The sequence below is a fragment of the Dokdonia ponticola genome, assembly GCF_042653865.1.
Classification (GTDB): Bacteria; Bacteroidota; Bacteroidia; order Flavobacteriales; family Flavobacteriaceae; genus Dokdonia; species Dokdonia ponticola.
This window is the reverse complement of the sequence record NZ_JBHSFV010000010.1, coordinates 232,379-253,122: the sequence shown is the minus strand read 5'-3', so window position 1 is coordinate 253,122 and position 20,744 is coordinate 232,379. Positions and strand designations below refer to the sequence as shown.

The window sequence follows — 20,744 nt, the reverse complement described above, 5'->3', positions numbered from 1 at the left end:
CATAGATCTACACCTCTATACTTTTACAAAAGTGAATCACTACTGAAACATACATTTAGAGGAAAGAAAAATCTACTCCTGAATCATCCCTAGCTTATTGGCGATGTATATTAATTGCGGCAGTGTAGTGGCGTTAAAATGGTCTTTTAACTTACTAATACGGTCTTCTATAGAGCGAACACTATCGGGTAGGATATTTTGTTCTTTTAGGTAGGCTGAGATGTCTTTTTGCTTTTTGCCGTCTGCCAATAATCGCAATACCATCAGCTCATAGTCGCCAATTTCCAACACGTTACGTTGCTCTAAGGCGCCTTTGGCAACAGGGCAATAATAAGAGGTGCCTGTAAAAATAGTAGTGACGGCAGTACTCAACTCTTTTAGACCCTGCAATCCTTTACAAACATAGCCGTCAATTTGAAACATTTCTAACAGAGACTTAATCACAAAATGTTTGTCATTGGATGAGAAGACAATGACTTTGATCGTAGGCTGCAATAACCGAATGTTACGGATCAGATCTTGACCTGTCACTATTTTATTTTTTCCAAAAGCAGGCGTAAAAGAAAGGTCGGTGATTAAAAGTTCATAAGGTTGTTGTTCGTGAATTCCTTTTCGGATGCGCAAGAGGGCATCATCGCAAAACTGTACTTGATCAACGGTTAGGATCCCTAGCTCTTTGAGACTCGTCACCATGCTGTTTTTATCGCTGTCGTGATCTTCGGCTATTAGTATTTTGGTATACATTACTGGTTTTTGATTATATGGGGATGATGATACTCACTTGAAGTCCTTCATCAGGTTGCGCATCTAAAGTAAGCACTCCCTTTAAGACCTGTATGCGGTTTTCCACACTCTTCAAGGTTAGTTTCTCATCACCAACTCCAACTCCGTTGTCAGAGTACTGTATCATAAGCTTACGCGCTTCTTTCTTGAAAGTAACCGCAGCAACACTTGCTTCACTGTGTTTTTTCATATTGGTCAGCAACTCTTGTACGATTCTAAAAACTTCTGATTTTAAGTCTGCATCTATCGGTGTCCAAAATGTGGGTTCCAATTGTTTTGTGATGATTTTGATTTCTTTATTTCCAAAGGAATTCAATAGTGATAGTAATTCTTCAGGAAATGCATCTCCCGTATCAATATCTGTATATTCTCTTGAGATATCTCGTGCTTTTGAATAGATATTCTGTAATCCGTCGAGGAGTTTTAATCCGTTTTTTTCTAATAAGGATGGGTCATTTTCTAATTGTGTCATCAAATAGAAAATATCATTCCCTACCTCATCATGCACTTTTTTAGAGAGCCGAGTTTCGGTTTGATAGCGTTCTTTGAGTTGGCTAAGTTTTAGTTTTTGTCTCGCTTTTTGTTTTTGAATATAGTAGACTATAATACTTATAAGTGATACTAATAAGATTCCAAAACCTAATAGTAGATTCTGGTTTTGAGATTTTGATATTTGTAAATCTTTTTGAGCATTATCACTAGCAAGCTTTAGGTTTTCTTTTTCTTTTTTATCAAAATCATACTTAGTAACCTCATAAATATTTCTATTTTTATTTTGCAAGGCCTTTAATTGATTCGTTGAACTAACATATAAATCAAATTCTTCATCTACACGCTGGTTCAATCTACTTTTAAGACTCCTTAATAACTCTAGTGCTTCTATTTTGGATATGGGATTTTTTAATTTTTTTGAGTTTTCTAGAGCTGCATTTGCATACTCAATGGCCTTTGTAATATCAGAGGAACTATAATATTTTGCTAAATGCACATTACCAGCAATAAGTCCCTGAACGTTATCCATTCTTTGCCTTAGAATAAGTGCTTCTTTCATTAACAAAATAGACTCAGAATCTAAAGAGTCATTTAACCATTTAGCAAAACCTAAATTATCTTTTATTCTAGCTATCTGTAAATTATTATTTTTGATAATTGTGTCTTTTACTAAAGCTGAATATTGTTGTAGTGCTTCTGTATAGTTTTGCTTTTTAACCTGAATATTTGCTTTTGTATTTAAAAACGTAATAATATTAGACTTCCCTATTTTCTTTTTAATTATGGTGTCTTTTAACAGGTTCAACGTCTTTTTGTTCCATTCTTCAGCACCATTCAAATCTTCTCGTTCTTTTTTACTAATTGCTATGGAGTGGTAAGTACCTGCTATATTTTTATAATCAGTTGTTCCTTCTAGGTATTTTAATGCATCAATAGCTATATTTTCAGATCCTATGTAATCCCCTAGAGTTCTTTGAATGTTAGACATTTCCATTAATCGCCTACCAGCTTGGATACTATCCTTTAAACTAGAATAAATTTTAAATGAATCGTTGTAAAACTTAAAGGCTAATTCATAATTATCTAATTTCTTATTGTAAAAACCTAATTTATAATTAGACTTAGCTACACCAATACTATCGTTAGCTCTTTCATAGAATACGAGAATTTTTTCAAGGGCGCTAATTGCCTCCTCATAATCCTGAATTTCAATTAGTTCTTTGATTTCTTTATTTAATGCGGATATGGAATCATCATATCTATGATGTTCATTTTTTTGAGCAAAAACTGAACTCATAGATAACATAAAAAAGAGGAACGATAGTAAAAACACTTTCATTCCTCTAAATTAGAACAATTTTAAATTAAACTACTAGAAATCAATCTAATTCGTTCCATCTTCTTCCTCTTCAGGATCATTTTCTACCTCGCCATCTTCGCCCACAGTTCCCTCAATAGGAAATTCTTCATCAATAGGATCGGTTGAACAAGAGGTAACGCTTGTGCCCATGACAAGGACTATCAATATATAAAATATCGTTTTCATTTTAGTGTGTTTTAAAAAATTTGAAAAAAGAGTGGCTGTCCAGGTCTTGGCCTAGATGGTCTGAATGACCACTCACTAGAGTGGAGTACTCCGTTGTTTTTTGAGAAGATGAAATCCTAATGCAGTCGCTTTTAACTACTTCTCACGTGGGTTACAAACAACCGCATTGTGGATTTCCACAGAAACAGTATATGTGCTTTGGTTATGTTAGCACGACATAACCTTTACCGTTCTGGGAACAAATTAAAGGGAGAGAGACGAAAAATGACTAGACATAAGTTCGTCATCAGTTCGCCATTATTTAATCAAGTACACACTAACCTGATAATCATTTATTTACAATGACAAAAGAAAAAGAACTAAACTCTGAAGAAAGAGAGTCATTTATCCAAATGTTAGTTGCATTGGTATTTGATAAGGTAAAAAAAGAGTCTAAGCGTTCTTCTATAAATGGGCTCGTTACGCATTTAAGAGATAAATTAAAAGGTCAAATTTCTGATAAAACATTAGAAAGACTTTACAAAGGATATATTTTAGGGAGAAAAAAAGATAAAAAAACACCACAACAATATAGCCTAGATATACTGAGCACCTATTTAGGTGCTACTAGTTTTGTTGATTTTCAAGAAAAAAATAAAAAAGAGAAAGAAAGGGTTAAGCGTATTATAGCACTTATAATATTAGAAGAAAAATGCAAAAAGAACACAATGAAATACCGAATAGGAATACTATTTTTTGCTGGATTATTTCTCTTTATAACACTAAAACATCAAGAAAGAAACTGTATGATTTGGGTTGGAAATCATTATGAAAAAATAAAGTGCTCAGGTGGGAAACTGGAAAAATCGCTAGACCAAGAAACGCTAGCAGAGATGAAACAATTAAATGGCCTCTGTAAAGGAAGTACGTTTTTCCTTCCCAATGACGAACCCGTGGTTTGGTATGATAAGTATCATAACAAATTAACCTTCTTTACCAAGGAAGGCATTCATCCTACTAATGGCAGAACATTAAAGCCTGTCACACCGTATATCATAAATAAATACGCAGAAGAATGTGATTAAGAAATTTTCCGCTTTCGCGAAAGCATACACTCCAGTTCACTAATTCAACTTATAATGCACCGCATTTTCCTCAAGAACATCGAGTAGCTCTTGTGAAATTTTTACTTTTTGCCGTTTACTCGGCATCCGTACGTATATTTTTTCTGTAGGTTCAAATACTTGAAAATGCAGTTTACCATCCCCTTTATGCTGATCTAAAATCGTTTTGATTTCATGAACCCGCGCTTCAGCGACTTCATTAATATCTAAATTAATCGTCAGTTTCTTGGCATGTGTATCCATCACATCCTGTAATTGCTGAATCGCATTAAATTGCGTACGCGGATCACTTTTTCTGCCTGTATCTCTGTTTACAAACCCTTCTCGTATAAACACCTTGGCATGAATAAAACTATTTGGAATCAAGAAATGGCGTAATTTTAAATACTCTTCTCCAAACATTCTAAACTCAAACGTATCTGTAAAATCTTCTACTTGAAAAGCTGCCCAGCCTTTTCCATTTTTTGACACTCGATGCTGCACATCGGTGATCACACCCCCAAAGGTAAGTTCGCGATTCACATAGGCTTCCATAGTGTGAAAATGAGCTACGGTCGCATTACAGAAGGTTTTCATTTCGGTTTTATAATCGTCCAATGGGTGTCCAGAAATATAAACCCCGACCACCTCTTTCTCTCTACGTAACTTCTCCATGGTACCCCACTCCTCACAAGGAGGCACAATCGGTTCTGGGATTTGAACCTCACTAGATTCTCCAAACAAACTAACTTGGGCACTATTTTCATTTTCTTGAAAACGCGCTCCATATTTTACCGCTTTTTCTAAAAAGGTAATTCCATCTCCTTCGTCGTGAAAGAATTGAGCTCTATGCGAATCCCCCAATTCATCAAAACCACCCGCTAGCGCTAAACTCTCAAAGGCTTTTTTATTGGCCGCTCGCAAATCAACACGTCTGGCAAAATCAAACACGGATTTGTATTTACTCTCTTGCCTGTTTTCAACAATCGTAGCTACAGCACCAGTTCCTACTCCTTTTACAGCCCCCATCCCAAAACGAATCGCACCATTATCATTTACCGTAAATTTTCTAAAGGATTCATTCACATCAGGTCCTAGTACTTCAAGTCCCATTCGTTTACATTCTTCCATAAAGAACGTGACCTGCTTGATGTCATTCATGTTATTGGAAAGTACCGCTGCCAGATATTCAGCTGGGTAATGTGCTTTTAAGTAAGCTGTTTGGTACGCAATCCATGCATAACAGGTAGAATGCGACTTGTTAAACGCATAGGCAGCAAATGCCTCCCAATCCTTCCAGATTTTTTCTAGTTTTTCAGGATCATGTCCTTTGGCGGAAGCCTGCTCAATAAACTTAGGCTTCATTTTATCCAGCACCGCAATCTGCTTTTTACCCATCGCCTTACGAAGGACATCGGCTTCACCTTTGGTAAAATCGGCTAGCTTTTGCGAAAGGAGCATCACTTGCTCTTGGTAGACCGTAATCCCGTAGGTTTCTTTGAGATACTCTTCCATCGCAGGAAGGTCATAGGCAATCTCTTCTTCGCCATGCTTACGCCGAACGAATGACGGAATATATTCCATCGGTCCTGGACGGTACAAGGCATTCATAGCAATGAGATCTTCAAAAACTGTGGGCTTTAAAGACTGCATGTGCTTTTGCATTCCTGGGGATTCATATTGGAAAATCCCTACCGTATCCCCTCGTTGGAACAGCTCATACGTTTTCTCATCATCCAACGGAAAATTTTCCGGATCTAAATCTATATTATGACGATATTTTACCAGCTTTACCGTATCCTTAATAAGCGTGAGGGTTTTAAGTCCCAAGAAATCCATCTTAAGCAATCCCGCTTCCTCTACCACTGAGTTATCAAACTGCGTTACGTAGAGATCAGAGTCTTTTGCGGTAGCCACAGGGACAAACTTGGTAATATCATCAGGAGTAATAATCACTCCGCAGGCATGAATTCCCGTATTACGCATCGAACCTTCCAGCTCTTTTGCTTTGCGTAACATCCGTCCTTCTAAATCATCGCCTTCAGAGAGGTTAATCAGTTCATTGACCTTCACAAGATCATCTGCTCTGAACTTAGATTTAAGCTCTTGTTCGGTTTTGCCTATAATCTTATTAAGCTTAGACATATTAGGAATAAGCTTGGCAATACGATCGGCATCACTAAGCGGTAAATCCAACGCTCTTGATGTATCTCGGATAGATGACTTTGCCGCCATCGTTCCGTAGGTAATGATTTGTGCCACTTGATTGGCGCCATATTTATCAATTACATATTGCATCACACGACCACGTCCTTCATCATCAAAATCAATATCGATATCGGGCATGCTCACACGATCTGGATTTAAGAATCTCTCAAAAAGCAGATCGTACTTCAACGGGTCAATATTGGTAATCCATAAGCAATAAGCCACCACACTTCCCGCTGCTGATCCCCGTCCTGGCCCTACCGATACATCCATATTTCGGGCTTCTCGTATAAAGTCTTCTACAATCAAGAAATACCCTGGATATCCTGTCTTTTCAATAACATCTAACTCAAAATCAAGGCGCTCTACGACTTCATCAGAGAGTGTTGACCCGTATCGTTTTTTGGCACCTTCATAGGTAAGATGTCTTAAAAATTTATTCTCTCCTCGTTTTCCACCGTCTATTTTATCTTCTTCAAAAAGGAATTCCTCTGGAATATCAAACGCAGGTAGTAGTACATCACGGGCAAGCTCATAGGGTTCTACCTTTTCTATGACTTCTTGTACATTAAGAATGGCTTCTGGAAGATCCTTAAAAAGATCTTTCATCTCATCGGCGCTCTTGAAGTAGTATTCATTATTGGGCAAACCGTATCTGTAGCCTCGGCCACGCCCTATGGGAGTCGCTACTTTTTCCCCATCTTTTACACACAAAAGGATGTCATGAGCCTCCGCATCTGCCTTATCTACATAAAAGGTGTTGTTTGTTGCAATGAGTTTAATGGTATGCTTTCGCGAAAGCGTAACCAGCACCGGCATCACCCTGTCTTCATCCTCTTGTCCATGTCGCATGAGCTCGATATACAAATCGTCGCCAAACTGTTCTTTCCACCATAACAAGGCTTCTTCTGCCTGCTTTTCACCTACATTTAAAATCTTACTAGGCACTTCTCCATAGAGATTTCCTGTAAGCACAATGATATCTTCTTTATACTGTTCGACGACTTTTCGATCAATTCGAGGAACATAATAGAATCCGTCTGTATAGGCAATAGATGCCATTTTTGCTAGGTTGTGATAACCATTTTTATTTTTGGCGAGCATCACAATTTGATACCCGTTATCCTTTTGGCTTTTGTTGGTATGATCTACACATACATTAAATTCACACCCAACAATAGGTTTTATGATATGCGCTTCTGGGGCATTGCCCGCTGCAAGAGCCGCTTCATTTCTTGTTTTTACCGCTTTATTATGATTCCCGACTGCTTTTACAAAATGAAAAGCCCCCATCATATTACCTGTGTCGGTCATTGCCACTGCGGGCATATCGTATTTTGATGTAGCGTCTACAAGATTTTGGATATTGGTCGTCGACTGTAAAATAGAAAATTGCGTGTGATTATGAAGATGTGCAAAAGCCACTTCCTCCATTTGCGCTTCATTCTCAGCAATATCTGTTTGTGAAATCTCAGGCGTTTCCTTTTTTTCAAGTTCCTTGCGAATTCGCTTAGATGCTTTTTTAAGATTAATGTGCTTGAGCCCGATAAAGGCAATAGGTTGCGGATTACTTTCTGAAAATCTTTCAAAATAATCGGGTTGCACATCGAGTTCTTCTTTAGTGAAAACTCTCTGACGTATCAATTCGAAGAAGCAGCGGGTAGTCGCTTCTACATCGGCAGTTGCGTTATGCGCTTCTCCAAAGCCTACACCAAATAAGTGTTGATGAAGCTCGGTAAGTGTTGGTAATTTGAATTTTCCGCCTCGACCTCCTGGAATCTGACATAATTTTGCTGTTGTTTCTGTACAGGTATCTAAAACAGGTAATTCTTGCAGATCATTAGGAAGAGATTGCCTGTGAAATTCCGCTCCCATAATATTGAGATCAAAACCTACATTTTGACCTACGACAAACTTTGTTTTTGATAAGGCGATATTAAATTTCTCTAATACCTCTTGTAACGATCGACCATCACGCATTGCCAATTCTGTAGAGATCCCGTGAATACGTTCTGCATCATACGGAATATCAAACCCATCGGGCTTGATCAAATAATCCTGATGCTCTATGACATTTCCCATAGCATCATGCAATTGCCAAGCGATTTGTATAGCGCGTGGCCAGTTGTCTGAGTCTGTTATAGGAGCATTCCAGTTTTTGGGTAATCCCGTCGTTTCGGTATCAAAAATAAGGTACATACGTATGCGTATTTATCACAAAGAAATGTACTAAAAATCTCCAAATAGCTCACGTGTTTTAACAGAGGAGTTATGAAATGTTATACACGAAAAAAGGGCTTCAAAACGAAGCCCTTTTTTGTGATTTTTTTATTTGAATACTAGTAGCTTACAGAAAACTCTCCATCTGTTATTGAGAATCCATCTACATCAAAGACAAATTCAGCAGAAACTTCATTAGCATCTGTATCATTTGAGACAATAGTTAATGTGCCCGATTGTGCTTCTAAGACGGTGCTAGAACTCAGTAAAATATAAGAAGCTTGAAAATCTGTTCCTGGTGCAATGTCATAGGTTCCTGGTGGAGTATCCGGAGGAAATAATACAGAAATAGATGCTTGTTGTGTCTGTCCAGATACTGTTAAAAGGTTAGCACCAACTGTAGATATAATGGTAGGATTAAAAATCACAGAGTTTACTCTAGCCGTAAACGAGTCATTGGTACTCATATCTGGTGTATCTCCCAATGCTGTAAGAATAGGGATCCCAAACATAAATCCTTGACTTACTGTAATCTCATCTTGAAGACCATTACTAAGTGCTGTAAAATTAAATGTTCCTGATATCGTATTATCACTGTTGATTTCATAATTTATTTGTCCACTTGCGTCTGTAGAAGCTGTAGAAAACACATTTCCAAACTCATCTGTAAAAGAAGCAATATCCGTATTGGGGTTTTGCCCTCCTAATTCAATTTGTGATTGATCGAGGGAGTTAATCAAGATATTAAGAGTTTGTGCATCTGAATTTCCTTGGATAAGAAGACTCCCATTGTCATTAAATAGAGCGCGACTGTCTGCCGATCTAAAAAGGGTACTGTCAACAACGCCTTGCAATGCTGGGGAGTTATCTTCAATCTCACTGGAGCAAGAACATATAAGTAGGGCAAGGAATGTAAGGGCGAATAAGGGTTTCATAATGATATAAGTAGGTTTAGGAACAAATGTACTATAAAAAAACAAATAACGTAATTTAGGCTAAAAAATTGTATTATCTTTGCACGCCTAATTAAATCTGAGGTCGGGTACCTCAAAAATTAATTCAAATTATGTCAGTTAAAATTAGATTACAAAGACACGGTAAAAAAGGAAAGCCTTTTTACTGGATCGTAGCAGCAGATGCTCGCTCAAAAAGAGATGGTAAATTCTTAGAAAAACTAGGAATCTACAATCCAAACACAAACCCTGCAACTATTGATTTAGATGTAGATGGTTCTGTAAAATGGCTACAGAATGGTGCACAACCTACTGAAACAGCAAAACGTCTTCTTTCTTACAAAGGAGCTATGCTTAAAAACCATTTAATTGGAGGTGTTCGTAAAGGAGCACTTACAGAAGAACAAGCAGAAGAAAAATTCAATGCTTGGGTTGAAGAAAAAGCTGGAAAAATCGCTTCTAAACAAGGAGATCTTTCAAAAGCTGAAGAAAAGGCAAAAGCAGAAGCACTTAAAGCTGAACAAGCTGTAAACGAAGCACGTATTGCCGCTGCACAACCTGAACCAGAAGTTGTTGCTGATGCAGAAGATGCACCAGGAGAAGCGACTGAGGCAGCAGCAGACTCTGAAGAGTAAATCTTAATATTTATAGACGATGAAGAAAGAAGAATGCTTCTATCTAGGTAAAATCGTACGTAAATATAGTTTTAAGGGGGAGCTCCTAGCTAAGCTAGATACAGACGAACCCGAAATGTATACAAATTTGGAATCAGTATTCGTGGATTTTAACCCGAATCTGGTTCCTTTTTTTATGGAATCTTCGCAACTTCATAAATCTACCCTTTTGCGTTTTAAACTCGAAGATGTAGACACCGAAGAGGATGCCGATGATCTTATTGGTGCCGATTTATACTTGCCCTTAGACATGCTCCCAAAATTGGAGGGAGACAAGTTTTACTTCCATGAGGTGATTGGGTTTACAGCAATCGATGAAAATTTTGGTGAGATTGGTGTTATTAAAAGTATCAACGACACGACCTCCCAAGCTATTTTTGAAATAGATCGCAATGGGAAAGAAATCCTCGTTCCTATGATCGATGATTTTATCAAAAAACTAGATCGTACTCAAAAAACGATCTTGCTTCAAGTTCCTGACGGACTTATAGATTTGTACCTATAAGCTTTCACTCTATGGGAAAAGCCCCTTTTCAATTCAAACAATTTACGGTTGCTCAAGACCGTTGTGCTGCCAAAATTGGCACTGATGGTGTATTATTAGGTGCATGGACGTCTATAGATCACGATCCAGCATCTATTCTAGATATAGGCACAGGAACTGGAATTATAGCACTCATGCTCGCCCAACGCTGTTTTGCCGAAACCATTGACGCATTAGAACTCGATGATGATGCCTATGAGCAAGCGACAGAAAACTTTGAAAATAGTGATTGGGGAGATCGGCTGTTTTGTTACCATGCGCATCTTTATGAGTTTGCCACCGAAATAGAAGACACCTACGATCTCATTACATCAAATCCACCTTTTTATGAAGCTCCCTCTCTGCCTTCGACATCTCTCCCAAAGGGAGAGAGCATGACAGACGCTCGTAAAAAAGCCCGATTTGAGGACGCCATGCCTTTTGAATTACTGATAGGTGCTGTCGCTAAGCTACTCTCAGAAACGGGAAAATTTAATGTGGTTATTCCATATCAAAGAGAAGAGGCGTTTATTGCCTTAGCAGCTCAAGCGCATTTATTTCCGAATCGTGTCACCCATGTAAAAGGAACTCCAGAGACTCCCATTAAAAGGAGTCTATTAGAATTTACTCGCTTATCTCAGCTCGAACATGAGATAGAAGAAGGCATTATACGGTTTCCTGCCTACCGGACAGGCAGGCGCGAACCTGCCTCGCCGGCAGACAGGAGCGTACTCCCAAAGGAACTCATCATTGAACACGGGAGGCATGAATACACTGAAGCATATATCGCATTAGTCAAAGATTTTTACTTAAAAATGTAGATTCGATTTTTGGGGCATAGAAAACGTTTTCGTTACCTTTGTAAGACTAAAATAAAACTATGCGACCAGATCTTTTTGAAGCGCCAGATTATTACAATCTTGACGACCTTTTAACTGAAGAACATAAACTGATACGTGATGCTGCCCGTGCTTGGGTAAAGCGTGATGTATCTCCTATTATTGAAGAAGCTGCTCAGCATGCTACATTCCCAAAATCTATCATTCCTGGGCTTGCAGAAATAGGTGCTTTTGGCCCTTATATTCCTGAAGAGTATGGTGGTGCAGGACTTGATCAAATCTCTTACGGATTGATCATGCAAGAAATAGAAAGAGGAGATTCTGGCGTACGCTCTACAGCATCTGTTCAATCATCACTTGTGATGTATCCTATTTGGAAATATGGAAACGAAGCACAGCGCAAAAAATATTTACCAAAATTAGCTTCTGGAGAATGGATGGGATCTTTTGGTCTTACTGAACCAGATCACGGATCAAACCCAGGAGGCATGACCACCAACTTTAAAGATATGGGAGACCATTATCTTTTAAATGGCGCTAAACTTTGGATTTCTAACTCGCCATTTTGTAATGTGGCTGTGGTATGGGCAAAAAATGAAGAAGGACGTATTCACGGTCTTATTGTAGAGCGAGGTATGGAAGGGTTTTCTACACCAGAAACACATAACAAGTGGTCTTTACGCGCGAGTGCGACAGGAGAATTGATCTTTCAAGATGTAAAGGTTCCTAAAGAAAATTTATTGCCTAACAAATCAGGTCTTGGTGCGCCACTTGGGTGTCTAGACTCTGCACGTTTTGGGATCGCATGGGGTGCGATAGGGGCGGCTATGGATTGTTATGATACCGCGTTGCGTTATGCAAAAGAGCGTATCCAATTTGGAAAACCAATCGCTGCTTTTCAATTACAACAAAAGAAACTGGCTGAGATGATCACAGAGATCACTAAAGCACAATTACTCGCTTTCCGATTAGGGCAACTTAAAAATGAAGGTCGTGCGACTTCTGCACAGATTTCAATGGCGAAGCGTAATAATGTGGATATGGCAATAAAAATTGCTCGTGAAGCACGTCAAATCCTCGGAGGAATGGGGATTACGGGTGAGTATAGCATCATGAGGCATATGATGAACCTAGAAAGCGTCATTACCTACGAAGGGACACACGATATCCACCTCTTAATTACAGGATTGGATATTACGGGTGAGAATGCTTTTAAATAAGAAGCGTAAGCGTTTTCACTTTATTATACAACTAAAAAAACCAGCACAAAGCTGGTTTTTTTAGTATACAGGTCAGCTATATTAACTTTTAATCAGTCGCTTAGTCACCACTTCGGTTGTTGATTGAATTCTTACAAAATAGACTCCTTTAGAAAGATTAGAGACACTATAAGAATCTTTAGGGCTGTCAAACCTCAGTACACGTTTCCCTGATGTGTTATACACTTCAAGCGTATAATCTATCATTTTACTTTCAATTTTAAAGACATCGTTTGTAGGATTTGGATAGATATTTAAATCTAAAACAATATCAGTATCATCAATGCTCAACGTTTCTGATGAAAATCTATAGACAGTGCCATTAGGGGGAACACCTGTAAGAGATGTTAATTCTGCATCGATAAAATCTTGCTCTGTAGAAATTGTTATAAATTCAGGATTTACTGGGTCTCCGCTTAAAATATAAGCATCTTCCTCAAGAGGCCCTTGACCTCCTGCAGGTAATAAAGGAAAAAGAATTACTTGTATACCATCAAGACCCTCAAACGAGCTAGTTGGGTCATTGATTTCACTTGGACCATATCTATATTCTATCACATTTCCTTCTTCATATAACCAAAGTTGGAAATTCATAAAATCTTGAAGACTGGACTCATCAAAAAACCCTACGTTATTCCATTCTATTTTTAAGATTTGACTTCCAACCTCTCCTTCCAATTTAAAACTTAACGGAGATAACGATGTCCCCGTATTAAAGCCTCGGTCTATAATATCTTGTGCTACTAGAGCAAATCCTCCAAATGAAGCCGCATCAATATTAGCTATTGTAGTAAGAAGACCGCCTAGAGCATCATCTGAGAAAAAAAGTGTATTAAACTCATTTGGCCCCAACTGAAAGTCAAATCCAATAGGAACGTTAAAGCTAGGGTCGTCCCATAGCTCACCATTATTTAATGATGTTGCATTTTCAAGATTTTCATATGTTTCATTTAGCACGGTAAGTTCATAATCTATTTGTGCATTCAGATTACATATTACAAGAAGCAAAACTAAAGTTATAATTTTTTTCATGACGTTTAAATTTAAAGAACTGTGTTATGATAGTAAAACAATAAAACTCCTAAAAGCCCTACCTTGTATCTAATTAATCTTTATCAAGATGCTTGAATTTTTTTCGGTAGAAAAACAATCCAAATAAACCATTGAATATCTAATTTTAAATAAATACATTTCCTTTATTTTTCCTTTTGAATATTGATAAAGAAGAAAACAAATACTACATAGTGGTACTTCAATTGTTTTTTGCATCTTTACAGTATGAACTCTCGTCAACGACTCGATAGAGCCTATAAAAATGCTAAAGTAGTTACCTATAGCAATGCTGATAAAATGATCTTCTTCTCAGATTGTCATCGGGGAGATCAAAGTTTTGCAGATGATTTTGCGCGGAATGGGAATATCTATTTTCACGCACTCAATCATTATTATAAGGAAGGCTTTACCTATTTTGAACTTGGAGATGGAGACGAGTTATGGGAAAACACTTCTTTTGAGACTATCCTAAAAGCTCATAAAAATGTATACCTCCTTCTGCAGAAGTTTCATTTAGAAAATAGATTGCACTTGATCTGGGGGAATCATGACATGGTGTACCGAGATCCAAAATATGTACAAAAATATTTGACTTCTTATTTTGATCCTAAAGATGGAAGAGAAGAGATTCTTTTTAGAGATTTAGAATATCAAGAAGCTATTGTTTTAAAACATTGCGATACACAACAGGAACTTTTTCTATGCCACGGGCACCAAGCCGACTGGATGAATTATCACGGATGGCGTTTTAATCGGTTTCTCGTTCGTATTCTTTGGAAACCCCTACAAATTTTTGGGATTACGGATCCTACAAGTCCTGCTAAGAATTACAAGGAACTTGTAAAAGTTGAACGCCGTTTTAAAAAATGGATTACTGAAAACAACAACCTCATGACCATGGCGGGTCATACACATCGGCCTCGTTTTCCAGAGCCTGGAGACATTGCTTTTTTTAATGACGGCAGCTGTGTGCACCCTAGAAGCATCACCGGCATCGAAATAGAAAATGATGCAATCTCTTTAATCAAATGGCATATTGACACTCATACGGATGGTACACTTCGGGTCAATCGTGTTCTATTAGAAGGGCCTCGACCGTTAATAGATTATAAAACAAGCAGTTTATAGAAGCTAGCTCTCAGGAGCTAAGGTTACTCTAAGCCCATCTAATGATGGGTTCATATGGATTTGACATCCCAATCGGCTGTTATCTTCTACGTGAAATGCCTCTGCAAGCATGGCATCTTCATCATCAGATAGTTCAGGTAGTTCGTGATCGCTCTCTACATAACACTGGCATGAAGCACACATCGCCATCCCGCCACAAACACCAATCGTACCTTCTGGCGCCAACTCATACGAGCGAACAATTTCCATCAAGTTCATATTCATATCGGTAGGCGCCTGTACTGTATGGGTAGTGCCTTCTCTATCGGTGATATGTATGGTAATGTCTGACATATTAAAAACCTATTAAATGAATAAGCCCAAAAATAATCAATAGTAGGATATAGAGTGCTACTAAAAACACACAGATATATATAAACGTTGGAAGAAGTCCTTTGGCACGGACTTTTTTTGAATACAGCGCTGTTTTTGAAAGTCCTAGATGCAGAAGAAACCCTAGTACAATGACGATAACAAAAAAACCAATAATACTAACTGTAGTAGCTTCTTGCATGTCTAATTGATGGCTTTTACTACTGCTTTTGGTGCTTCTTTCTTACTACCATCAAATCCTGTCACGCCCCCTACAGTGGTATACTTCATAACATATCGTTTGTCTGGAAAGATTCGCTGATAAGCACTTTGACACATTAAGGTCGCTTCATGAAAACCACAAAGAATCAGTTTTAATTTACCTGGATAGGTATTGACATCTCCAATGGCATAAATGCCTGGAATATTGGTTTGATAATCGAGGCTGTTATTTACTTTGATGGCATTTTTTTCGATTTCAAGACCCCAATCTGCGATGGGACCTAATTTCGGAGCGAGTCCAAAAAGAGGAATAAAATGATCGACGATGATCTCCTTTTCTTCTTCTCCGCGTTTTACCGTGACACTTTCTAGTTTTTCGTTTCCTGAAAGCGCTGTAATCTCTGCGGGAGTAATCAGGGTGATTTTGCCTTGATTCTTTAGTTCCTGCACTTTCTCAACACTGTCTAATGCGCCTCTAAACTCATTACGACGATGCACGAGTGTCACTTCGCTTGCCACATCTGACAAGAAAATACTCCAATCTAACGCACTATCGCCACCTCCTGCGATAATTACTTTTTTATTTCTATAAAATTCGGGGTCTCTAATGATGTACTCAACACCTTTATCCTCAAAATGTGCGATATTTTCTAAGATCGGTTTACGAGGCTCAAAACTCCCTAGTCCGCCGGCAATAGCGACTACAGGCGCTTGATGTTTTGTTCCTTTATTTGTGGTTACAATAAAGGTTCCGTCGTCTTGTTTTTCTATGGTTTGTGCGCGTTCTCCTAAGGTAAATCCTGGTTGGAACGGCTCAATTTGTTTCATGAGATTATCCACCAAATCACCTGCTAACACTTCTGGAAACGCAGGGATATCATAGATCGGTTTTTTGGGATAAATCTCTGAACATTGTCCGCCCGGTTGCGGAAGCGCATCAATAAGATGACATTTTAATTTTAGAAGTCCTGCTTCAAAAACAGCAAAGAGTCCTGTAGGTCCGGCTCCTATAATGAGTATATCTGTTTTAATCATATTCATTTTTCGCGAAGGCGAACATCTTTTTTAATTATTCTCTATATACACTTTTGTGATTCCAAGGGTTAAAATATCGCTTTCGCGAAAGCGGACACACAACTATAATTCTTGTAAAATACTAATTAAGCAACCACATTAATGACACTTTCTATCTGAGGAGCATGTTTTTTAATCGTCATTTCTACGCCACTTTTTAAGGTCATTTGATTCACAGAGCAACCCACGCAAGCACCTTGAAGCTGCACGCGAACCGTTTTTCCTTCTTCTATACCTAGTAAGGTAATGTCACCACCATCGCTCTGAAGAAATGGTCTGATTTCTTCTAGTGCGTCTTCTACTTTTTGAGTTAATTCTTGATCTGTCATACCCTAATTTTTAACAGCACTACATCCTGCCATTGTGGTTATTTTTATTGCCTCTGTAGGAGGTAAGCTTTTGTTACGACGTACCGTTTCTTCGACAACATTTTTGGTAAGTTCTTCATACGCTTGCGCGAGTAGTGATCCTGTCTGCAATGCTGCTGGATGTCCTACATCTCCTGCTTCTCGGATGCTTTGTACTAACGGAATCTCTCCTAAAAGTCGTACATCAAGATCTTCTGCAAGGTTTTTTGCCCCTTCTTTTCCGAAAATATAATACTTGTTATTGGGTAATTCTTCAGGTGTGAAATAAGACATGTTTTCTACAATACCTAAAACAGGGACATTGATACTTTCCTGTTGGAACATAGCCACTCCTTTTTTTGCATCTGCTAGGGCTACTGTTTGTGGAGTACTTACAATCACTGCTCCGGTAATGGGTAACGATTGCATGATACTTAAGTGAATATCTCCTGTGCCTGGAGGTAAGTCTAATAGCAAGAAGTCTATCTCTCCCCAAGCAGCATCAAATATCATTTGATTTAAGGCTTTGGCGGCCATAGGGCCTCTCCATACGACGGCTTGATCGGGTTTTGTGAAAAACCCAATAGATAATACTTTTACGCCATAGCTCTCTACAGGTTTCATTTTGGATTTCCCATCTACGTTCACAGAAAGTGGGCGCTCATGGGTGACATCAAACATAATAGGAATTGAAGGTCCATAGATATCAGCGTCTAGGATTCCTACTTTAAAGCCCATTTTTGCAAGGCTCACGGCAATATTTGCAGTAGTCGTTGATTTACCCACACCTCCTTTTCCAGAAGCGATAGCCACAATATTTTTAATGCCTGGAATGGCTTTCCCTTTAATTTCATTTTTTTCTGATGGTGGGGGTGCATTCACTTTTAAGTTGACTTTTACTTGAGCCTTTTGCTCCACTTTCTCGTGGATGACCTTCATAATTTCAACTTCTGTTTTTTTACGCGCTTGTAAAGTCGGGTTATTGATTGTAACATCTACAATGACCTCATCCCCAAAAGTAAGGACATTGGTCACAGCACCACTATCTACCATATTTTCTCCAGCACCAGGAGCCGTTATGGTCTTTAGTGCCTCAAGGATATCTTTCTTATTCAGTTTCATTTCTTTTTTTAAATCGTCTTTCTGATCTTTTCATCTTACTTAGACTCATTCTAAATGCAAAGATACCGCATAAAGTATGAAGTACAAAGTGCTTTAGGCTCCTCAAATAGTTAAGTAAATGTGAATATGCTTTCGCGAACCTGCTTAGCTGGCAGGCAGGAGCGTGCTAAGAATTAATCTAACTCCAAAACGGGATCCCAGAAGTGTTTTTTAAAATTAACAACTTTATCATCTTTTACCTGAATTCCCTCTTCTTCGAGCATTTGTTGCATGGCAGTGGTACTCCCAAAATGCATTTTTCCAGTAAGCAGTCCTACTCTATTAACGACTCTGTGGGCGGGTACATCTGGATATTTTCCTGCACCGTTCATTGCCCATCCTACCATACGACTACTTCGAGCAGCCCCAAGGTATTTGGCGATGGCTCCATAACTAGTCACACGACCATGCGGAATAAGCTTTGTCACTGCATAGACTTTATCAAAGAAATTTTCTGTATCTGAAGAGTACTTCATTCGAAATAGACGGTTCTTATAAGTGTAATAATGACCAAAAGCAGCATTAAACCAGCCATAAAATAGTTGGAGTATTTTGCAAAAGAAGCACTTTTATTATCAATTCTTACAAAGAAAATCACATAAAAATATAGAGCGGTAAACGTGCCTAATACTGCCGCAGCTATAAACAGACTAATGGCGAGCACATCATAAGATACCTTACCACTTACATTTAACGCAGCGCCTAGTGCACAGAAATAAGGAATGGGTAATACATTCAAAATAGAAACCATCATGCCTTTGCCTAAACTTTTGATGCCTCTACTTTTTGAAATGGTTACTTTTTTAACCCGACTACGCTTTGCTTTGATAAAAAAGAAGATGGCTAAGAACAAGAAAATCACCAAACCTGTACGAAGCAACATATTGCGCACATAGGGATTTCCAAAAATATAACGTGCTAATAAAATAGCGATAAGTGCCTGAAGAGCAACTACCATAGAAGCCCCAATAGCGACAAGAAGCCCATTCTTTTTTCCATGTTCTACACATGTTTTTGCCACAGACATATTGATAAGCCCTGGTGGAATGACTCCTGCCAATGCTGCAAAATAGGTAATAAAAAAGAGTTTGGTTGTTTCCAAATGTATTGGGCTATTTGACCCTAAATTTAATATAAGTTATCGGTTTTCCTTGTTCAAGGTATTGTTTTTCATAAAATGTTTGAATTCCGACGACCTCTTCTGGGGAATACTCATTCTTATAAACATCGTGATTGGCGTGTAAAATCTCATGCCCTTCTCCATGCAAAAGCCCTAAGGTATACCCATGCATAAATTCTGAATCTGTCTTTAAATTGATGGTGCCGTCAGGGGTTAGAATATGCTTGTATTTCTGCAAGAATTCCGTATTCGTCATTCGATGCTTGGTACGTTTGTACTTGATTTGAGGATCGGGAAAGGTGATCCATATTTCGTCAATTTCCGCTTTCGCGAAAGCGTAATCAACCAACTCTATTTGGGTACGCATGAAACCAACATTGGTCAAGTTTTCTTCTAGCGCGGTCTTGGCGCCTCTCCAAAAACGAGCGCCCTTAATATCAATCCCAAGAAAATTTTTCTCTGGGTATTTTTGTGCCAATCCCACAGAATATTCTCCCTTACCACAACCTAATTCTAAAACTATTGGTTTATTATTTTTGAAAAAATCAGTTTTCCACTTACCTTTCAAAGAGAAATTTCCATCAACCAATTCTTCGCGAGTTGGCTGGATAACGTTGCTGAAGGTTTCGTTTTCACGAAAACGCTTTAATTTATTTTTACTTCCCAAACTACTATTTAATATTTTGGTAAAATTAAGGAAACTTTCAGAAGATATAACTGTCTGACATTTGCATATATGAGTAAAAAGGCAAATATACTTGTGGCACCTCTCAATTGGGGGTTAGGACATGCAACGCGTTGTATTCCTATAATACAGGCATTACAAGATGATGATTACGGTGTAATCCTTGCTAGTGATGGTATTGCGTTAGCATTGTTGAAAAAAGAATTTCCGCAGCTACAAACCGTTACACTCCCCTCTTACGATATAGAGTATGCTAAAAAAGGGGCGAATTTTAAACGAAAAATGCTATTCAATCTCCCAAAAATAGCTAAAGCGATTCGTAAAGAGCATAAAGCATTAGCATTCATTTTAGAAAAATATAAAATTGACGGTGTGATTTCTGATAACAGATTAGGATTATACACTTCAAAAGTACCTACTGTTTTTATCACCCATCAATTACAAATTTTGAGTGGCAAAACGACGAGACTGACGACCTTTTTACATAAACGGTTTATCAAACGTTTTGATGAATGCTGGGTTCCTGACTATAGAGGAAGTTCAAACATAAGCGGTATTCTCGGGCATCCAGAAAAAACAATTCCTAACGTTCAATATATAGGTCCTTTAAGTAGGATGAAAAAAGAAATCACGACGTCAAAATACAATGTGCTTGTTATTTTATCTGGACCAGAACCACAAAGATCTATCTTAGAAAAGATCTTACTTATAGAACTAAAAAAATACAATGGCACTGTTTTATTGGTAAGAGGCCTTGTTGAAAAAGAAGAGGCTCGGTCGCACCAAAAGAACATTGAGATTGTCAATTTCTTAACTGCAAGCAAGCTTGCAAAAGTGATGAATAGTGTTGATTTTGTGATTGCTAGATCAGGTTACACCACTATCATGGATCTAGCGGCGCTACAAAAGAAAGCATTTTTTATTCCTACACCTGGACAAACAGAGCAAGAATACCTTGCTAAAAGATTAAAAGAAAAAGGAATAGCTCCTTACTCAAAACAAGAAGATTTCAGAGTAAAAGATC

20 protein-coding genes and 1 pseudogene are annotated in these 20,744 nt (G+C 38.1%); 7 read left to right on the top strand and 14 right to left on the bottom strand.

What is annotated here, in order from left to right:
- Positions 1-72 precede the first annotated feature (72 nt).
- From ACFO3O_RS16360 to ACFO3O_RS16350, 3 genes are all read right to left on the bottom strand, one after another.
- A complete protein-coding gene (locus tag ACFO3O_RS16360; RefSeq protein WP_379980747.1) occupies positions 73-744 on the bottom strand; it encodes a DNA-binding response regulator in 672 nt (223 codons plus the stop codon).
- A 13-nt stretch (positions 745-757) separates the two neighbouring features.
- Entirely contained in the window at positions 758-2,572 is a 1,815-nt protein-coding gene (locus ACFO3O_RS16355; RefSeq protein ID WP_379980745.1) for an ATP-binding protein, read from the bottom strand.
- Positions 2,573-2,659: 87 nt separating this feature from the next.
- Complete coding sequence (locus ACFO3O_RS16350) at positions 2,660-2,821, bottom strand: hypothetical protein (RefSeq protein WP_379980743.1); 162 nt, start codon at positions 2,819-2,821, stop codon at positions 2,660-2,662.
- A gap of 341 nt (positions 2,822-3,162) precedes the next feature.
- On the opposite strand from ACFO3O_RS16350, the gene ACFO3O_RS16345 reads away from it, so the two are divergent.
- Positions 3,163-3,885, top strand: coding sequence for a hypothetical protein (locus ACFO3O_RS16345; protein ID WP_379980741.1), 723 nt, complete (start codon positions 3,163-3,165; stop codon positions 3,883-3,885).
- A gap of 39 nt (positions 3,886-3,924) precedes the next feature.
- On the opposite strand, the gene dnaE is transcribed toward ACFO3O_RS16345, so the two are convergent.
- Together dnaE and ACFO3O_RS16335 are read right to left on the bottom strand one after the other, a co-directional pair.
- Positions 3,925-8,310, bottom strand: a complete 4,386-nt coding sequence (gene dnaE / locus ACFO3O_RS16340) for a DNA polymerase III subunit alpha (protein ID WP_379980739.1) — start codon at positions 8,308-8,310, stop codon at positions 3,925-3,927.
- A gap of 140 nt (positions 8,311-8,450) precedes the next feature.
- Positions 8,451-9,266, bottom strand: a complete 816-nt coding sequence (locus tag ACFO3O_RS16335) for a DUF6252 domain-containing protein (protein WP_379980737.1) — start codon at positions 9,264-9,266, stop codon at positions 8,451-8,453.
- A gap of 131 nt (positions 9,267-9,397) precedes the next feature.
- Here ACFO3O_RS16335 and ACFO3O_RS16330 point away from each other — a divergent pair, with 131 nt between their 5' ends.
- From ACFO3O_RS16330 to ACFO3O_RS16315, 4 genes are read left to right on the top strand one after another with little or no spacing between them, the layout of a single operon-like run.
- A complete protein-coding gene (locus ACFO3O_RS16330; RefSeq protein WP_379980735.1) occupies positions 9,398-9,919 on the top strand; it encodes a 30S ribosomal protein S16 in 522 nt (173 codons plus the stop codon).
- A 19-nt stretch (positions 9,920-9,938) separates the two neighbouring features.
- Positions 9,939-10,463, top strand: coding sequence for a ribosome maturation factor RimM (gene rimM / locus ACFO3O_RS16325; protein ID WP_379980733.1), 525 nt, complete (start codon positions 9,939-9,941; stop codon positions 10,461-10,463).
- Positions 10,464-10,474: 11 nt separating this feature from the next.
- Positions 10,475-11,302 carry a tRNA1(Val) (adenine(37)-N6)-methyltransferase gene (locus ACFO3O_RS16320; protein ID WP_379980731.1) on the top strand — a complete coding sequence of 276 codons (828 nt, stop codon included), beginning with the start codon at positions 10,475-10,477 and terminating at the stop codon, positions 11,300-11,302.
- A gap of 59 nt (positions 11,303-11,361) precedes the next feature.
- Positions 11,362-12,540, top strand: coding sequence for an acyl-CoA dehydrogenase family protein (locus tag ACFO3O_RS16315; protein ID WP_379980729.1), 1,179 nt, complete (start codon positions 11,362-11,364; stop codon positions 12,538-12,540).
- 81 nt (positions 12,541-12,621) lie between these two features.
- Here the strand turns inward: ACFO3O_RS16315 and ACFO3O_RS16310 are convergent, their stop codons facing one another.
- Positions 12,622-13,611, bottom strand: coding sequence for a T9SS type A sorting domain-containing protein (locus ACFO3O_RS16310; protein ID WP_379980727.1), 990 nt, complete (start codon positions 13,609-13,611; stop codon positions 12,622-12,624).
- A gap of 246 nt (positions 13,612-13,857) precedes the next feature.
- Between ACFO3O_RS16310 and ACFO3O_RS16305 the strand changes: the two genes are divergently transcribed.
- On the top strand, positions 13,858-14,760 hold the full coding sequence (locus ACFO3O_RS16305; protein ID WP_379980725.1) for a metallophosphoesterase: 903 nt from the start codon (positions 13,858-13,860) through the stop codon (positions 14,758-14,760).
- Positions 14,761-14,763: 3 nt separating this feature from the next.
- On the opposite strand, the gene ACFO3O_RS16300 is transcribed toward ACFO3O_RS16305, so the two are convergent.
- The 8 genes from ACFO3O_RS16300 to trmB form a co-directional block, all read right to left on the bottom strand.
- Positions 14,764-15,093 (bottom strand): 2Fe-2S iron-sulfur cluster-binding family protein, encoded by a 330-nt coding sequence (locus ACFO3O_RS16300; RefSeq protein ID WP_379980723.1) that lies wholly within the window; start codon positions 15,091-15,093, stop codon positions 14,764-14,766.
- 1 nt (position 15,094) lies between these two features.
- Positions 15,095-15,313: a hypothetical protein gene (locus tag ACFO3O_RS16295; RefSeq protein WP_379980721.1), complete on the bottom strand. Its 219-nt coding sequence runs from the start codon at positions 15,311-15,313 to the stop codon at positions 15,095-15,097.
- Between the two features lie 2 nt (positions 15,314-15,315).
- The gene (locus tag ACFO3O_RS16290; RefSeq protein ID WP_379980719.1) at positions 15,316-16,368 is read right to left on the bottom strand and encodes an NAD(P)/FAD-dependent oxidoreductase; all 1,053 of its coding nucleotides are present in this window, start codon (positions 16,366-16,368) and stop codon (positions 15,316-15,318) included.
- A gap of 125 nt (positions 16,369-16,493) precedes the next feature.
- Positions 16,494-16,736 (bottom strand): NifU family protein, encoded by a 243-nt coding sequence (locus ACFO3O_RS16285; protein ID WP_379980717.1) that lies wholly within the window; start codon positions 16,734-16,736, stop codon positions 16,494-16,496.
- A gap of 3 nt (positions 16,737-16,739) precedes the next feature.
- Complete coding sequence (locus ACFO3O_RS16280) at positions 16,740-17,876, bottom strand: Mrp/NBP35 family ATP-binding protein (protein ID WP_379980715.1); 1,137 nt, start codon at positions 17,874-17,876, stop codon at positions 16,740-16,742.
- Between the two features lie 173 nt (positions 17,877-18,049).
- Positions 18,050-18,391, bottom strand: a complete 342-nt coding sequence (locus ACFO3O_RS16275) for an MGMT family protein (RefSeq protein ID WP_379980713.1) — start codon at positions 18,389-18,391, stop codon at positions 18,050-18,052.
- Positions 18,388-19,017: a LysE family transporter gene (locus tag ACFO3O_RS16270; RefSeq protein ID WP_379980711.1), complete on the bottom strand. Its 630-nt coding sequence runs from the start codon at positions 19,015-19,017 to the stop codon at positions 18,388-18,390. The genes ACFO3O_RS16275 and ACFO3O_RS16270 overlap by 4 nt, the downstream gene beginning before the upstream one ends.
- A 10-nt stretch (positions 19,018-19,027) precedes the next feature.
- The gene (gene trmB / locus ACFO3O_RS16265; RefSeq protein ID WP_379980709.1) at positions 19,028-19,702 is read right to left on the bottom strand and encodes a tRNA (guanosine(46)-N7)-methyltransferase TrmB; all 675 of its coding nucleotides are present in this window, start codon (positions 19,700-19,702) and stop codon (positions 19,028-19,030) included.
- Between the two features lie 69 nt (positions 19,703-19,771).
- Here trmB and ACFO3O_RS16260 point away from each other — a divergent pair.
- Positions 19,772-20,740, top strand: a pseudogene (locus ACFO3O_RS16260) (glycosyltransferase); the annotation flags it as partial.
- Positions 20,741-20,744 lie beyond the last annotated feature (4 nt).

What these genes read in the sequence shown, in the direction of transcription:
- ACFO3O_RS16350 (WP_379980743.1), bottom strand. Translation starts at nt 2,821, where the DNA reads ATGAAAACGATATTTTATATATTGATAGTCCTTGTCATGGGCACAAGC.
- ACFO3O_RS16315 (WP_379980729.1), top strand. Translation starts at nt 11,362, where the DNA reads ATGCGACCAGATCTTTTTGAAGCGCCAGATTATTACAATCTTGACGAC.
- ACFO3O_RS16305 (WP_379980725.1), top strand. Translation starts at nt 13,858, where the DNA reads ATGAACTCTCGTCAACGACTCGATAGAGCCTATAAAAATGCTAAAGTA.
- ACFO3O_RS16275 (WP_379980713.1), bottom strand. Translation starts at nt 18,391, where the DNA reads ATGAAGTACTCTTCAGATACAGAAAATTTCTTTGATAAAGTCTATGCA.
- dnaE (WP_379980739.1), bottom strand. Translation starts at nt 8,310, where the DNA reads ATGTACCTTATTTTTGATACCGAAACGACGGGATTACCCAAAAACTGG.
- ACFO3O_RS16295 (WP_379980721.1), bottom strand. Translation starts at nt 15,313, where the DNA reads ATGCAAGAAGCTACTACAGTTAGTATTATTGGTTTTTTTGTTATCGTC.
- ACFO3O_RS16280 (WP_379980715.1), bottom strand. Translation starts at nt 17,876, where the DNA reads ATGAAACTGAATAAGAAAGATATCCTTGAGGCACTAAAGACCATAACG.
- ACFO3O_RS16355 (WP_379980745.1), bottom strand. Translation starts at nt 2,572, where the DNA reads ATGAGTTCAGTTTTTGCTCAAAAAAATGAACATCATAGATATGATGAT.
- ACFO3O_RS16345 (WP_379980741.1), top strand. Translation starts at nt 3,163, where the DNA reads ATGACAAAAGAAAAAGAACTAAACTCTGAAGAAAGAGAGTCATTTATC.
- ACFO3O_RS16330 (WP_379980735.1), top strand. Translation starts at nt 9,398, where the DNA reads ATGTCAGTTAAAATTAGATTACAAAGACACGGTAAAAAAGGAAAGCCT.
- ACFO3O_RS16290 (WP_379980719.1), bottom strand. Translation starts at nt 16,368, where the DNA reads ATGATTAAAACAGATATACTCATTATAGGAGCCGGACCTACAGGACTC.
- ACFO3O_RS16360 (WP_379980747.1), bottom strand. Translation starts at nt 744, where the DNA reads ATGTATACCAAAATACTAATAGCCGAAGATCACGACAGCGATAAAAAC.
- ACFO3O_RS16300 (WP_379980723.1), bottom strand. Translation starts at nt 15,093, where the DNA reads ATGTCAGACATTACCATACATATCACCGATAGAGAAGGCACTACCCAT.
- ACFO3O_RS16285 (WP_379980717.1), bottom strand. Translation starts at nt 16,736, where the DNA reads ATGACAGATCAAGAATTAACTCAAAAAGTAGAAGACGCACTAGAAGAA.
- rimM (WP_379980733.1), top strand. Translation starts at nt 9,939, where the DNA reads ATGAAGAAAGAAGAATGCTTCTATCTAGGTAAAATCGTACGTAAATAT.
- ACFO3O_RS16335 (WP_379980737.1), bottom strand. Translation starts at nt 9,266, where the DNA reads ATGAAACCCTTATTCGCCCTTACATTCCTTGCCCTACTTATATGTTCT.
- ACFO3O_RS16310 (WP_379980727.1), bottom strand. Translation starts at nt 13,611, where the DNA reads ATGAAAAAAATTATAACTTTAGTTTTGCTTCTTGTAATATGTAATCTG.
- ACFO3O_RS16320 (WP_379980731.1), top strand. Translation starts at nt 10,475, where the DNA reads ATGGGAAAAGCCCCTTTTCAATTCAAACAATTTACGGTTGCTCAAGAC.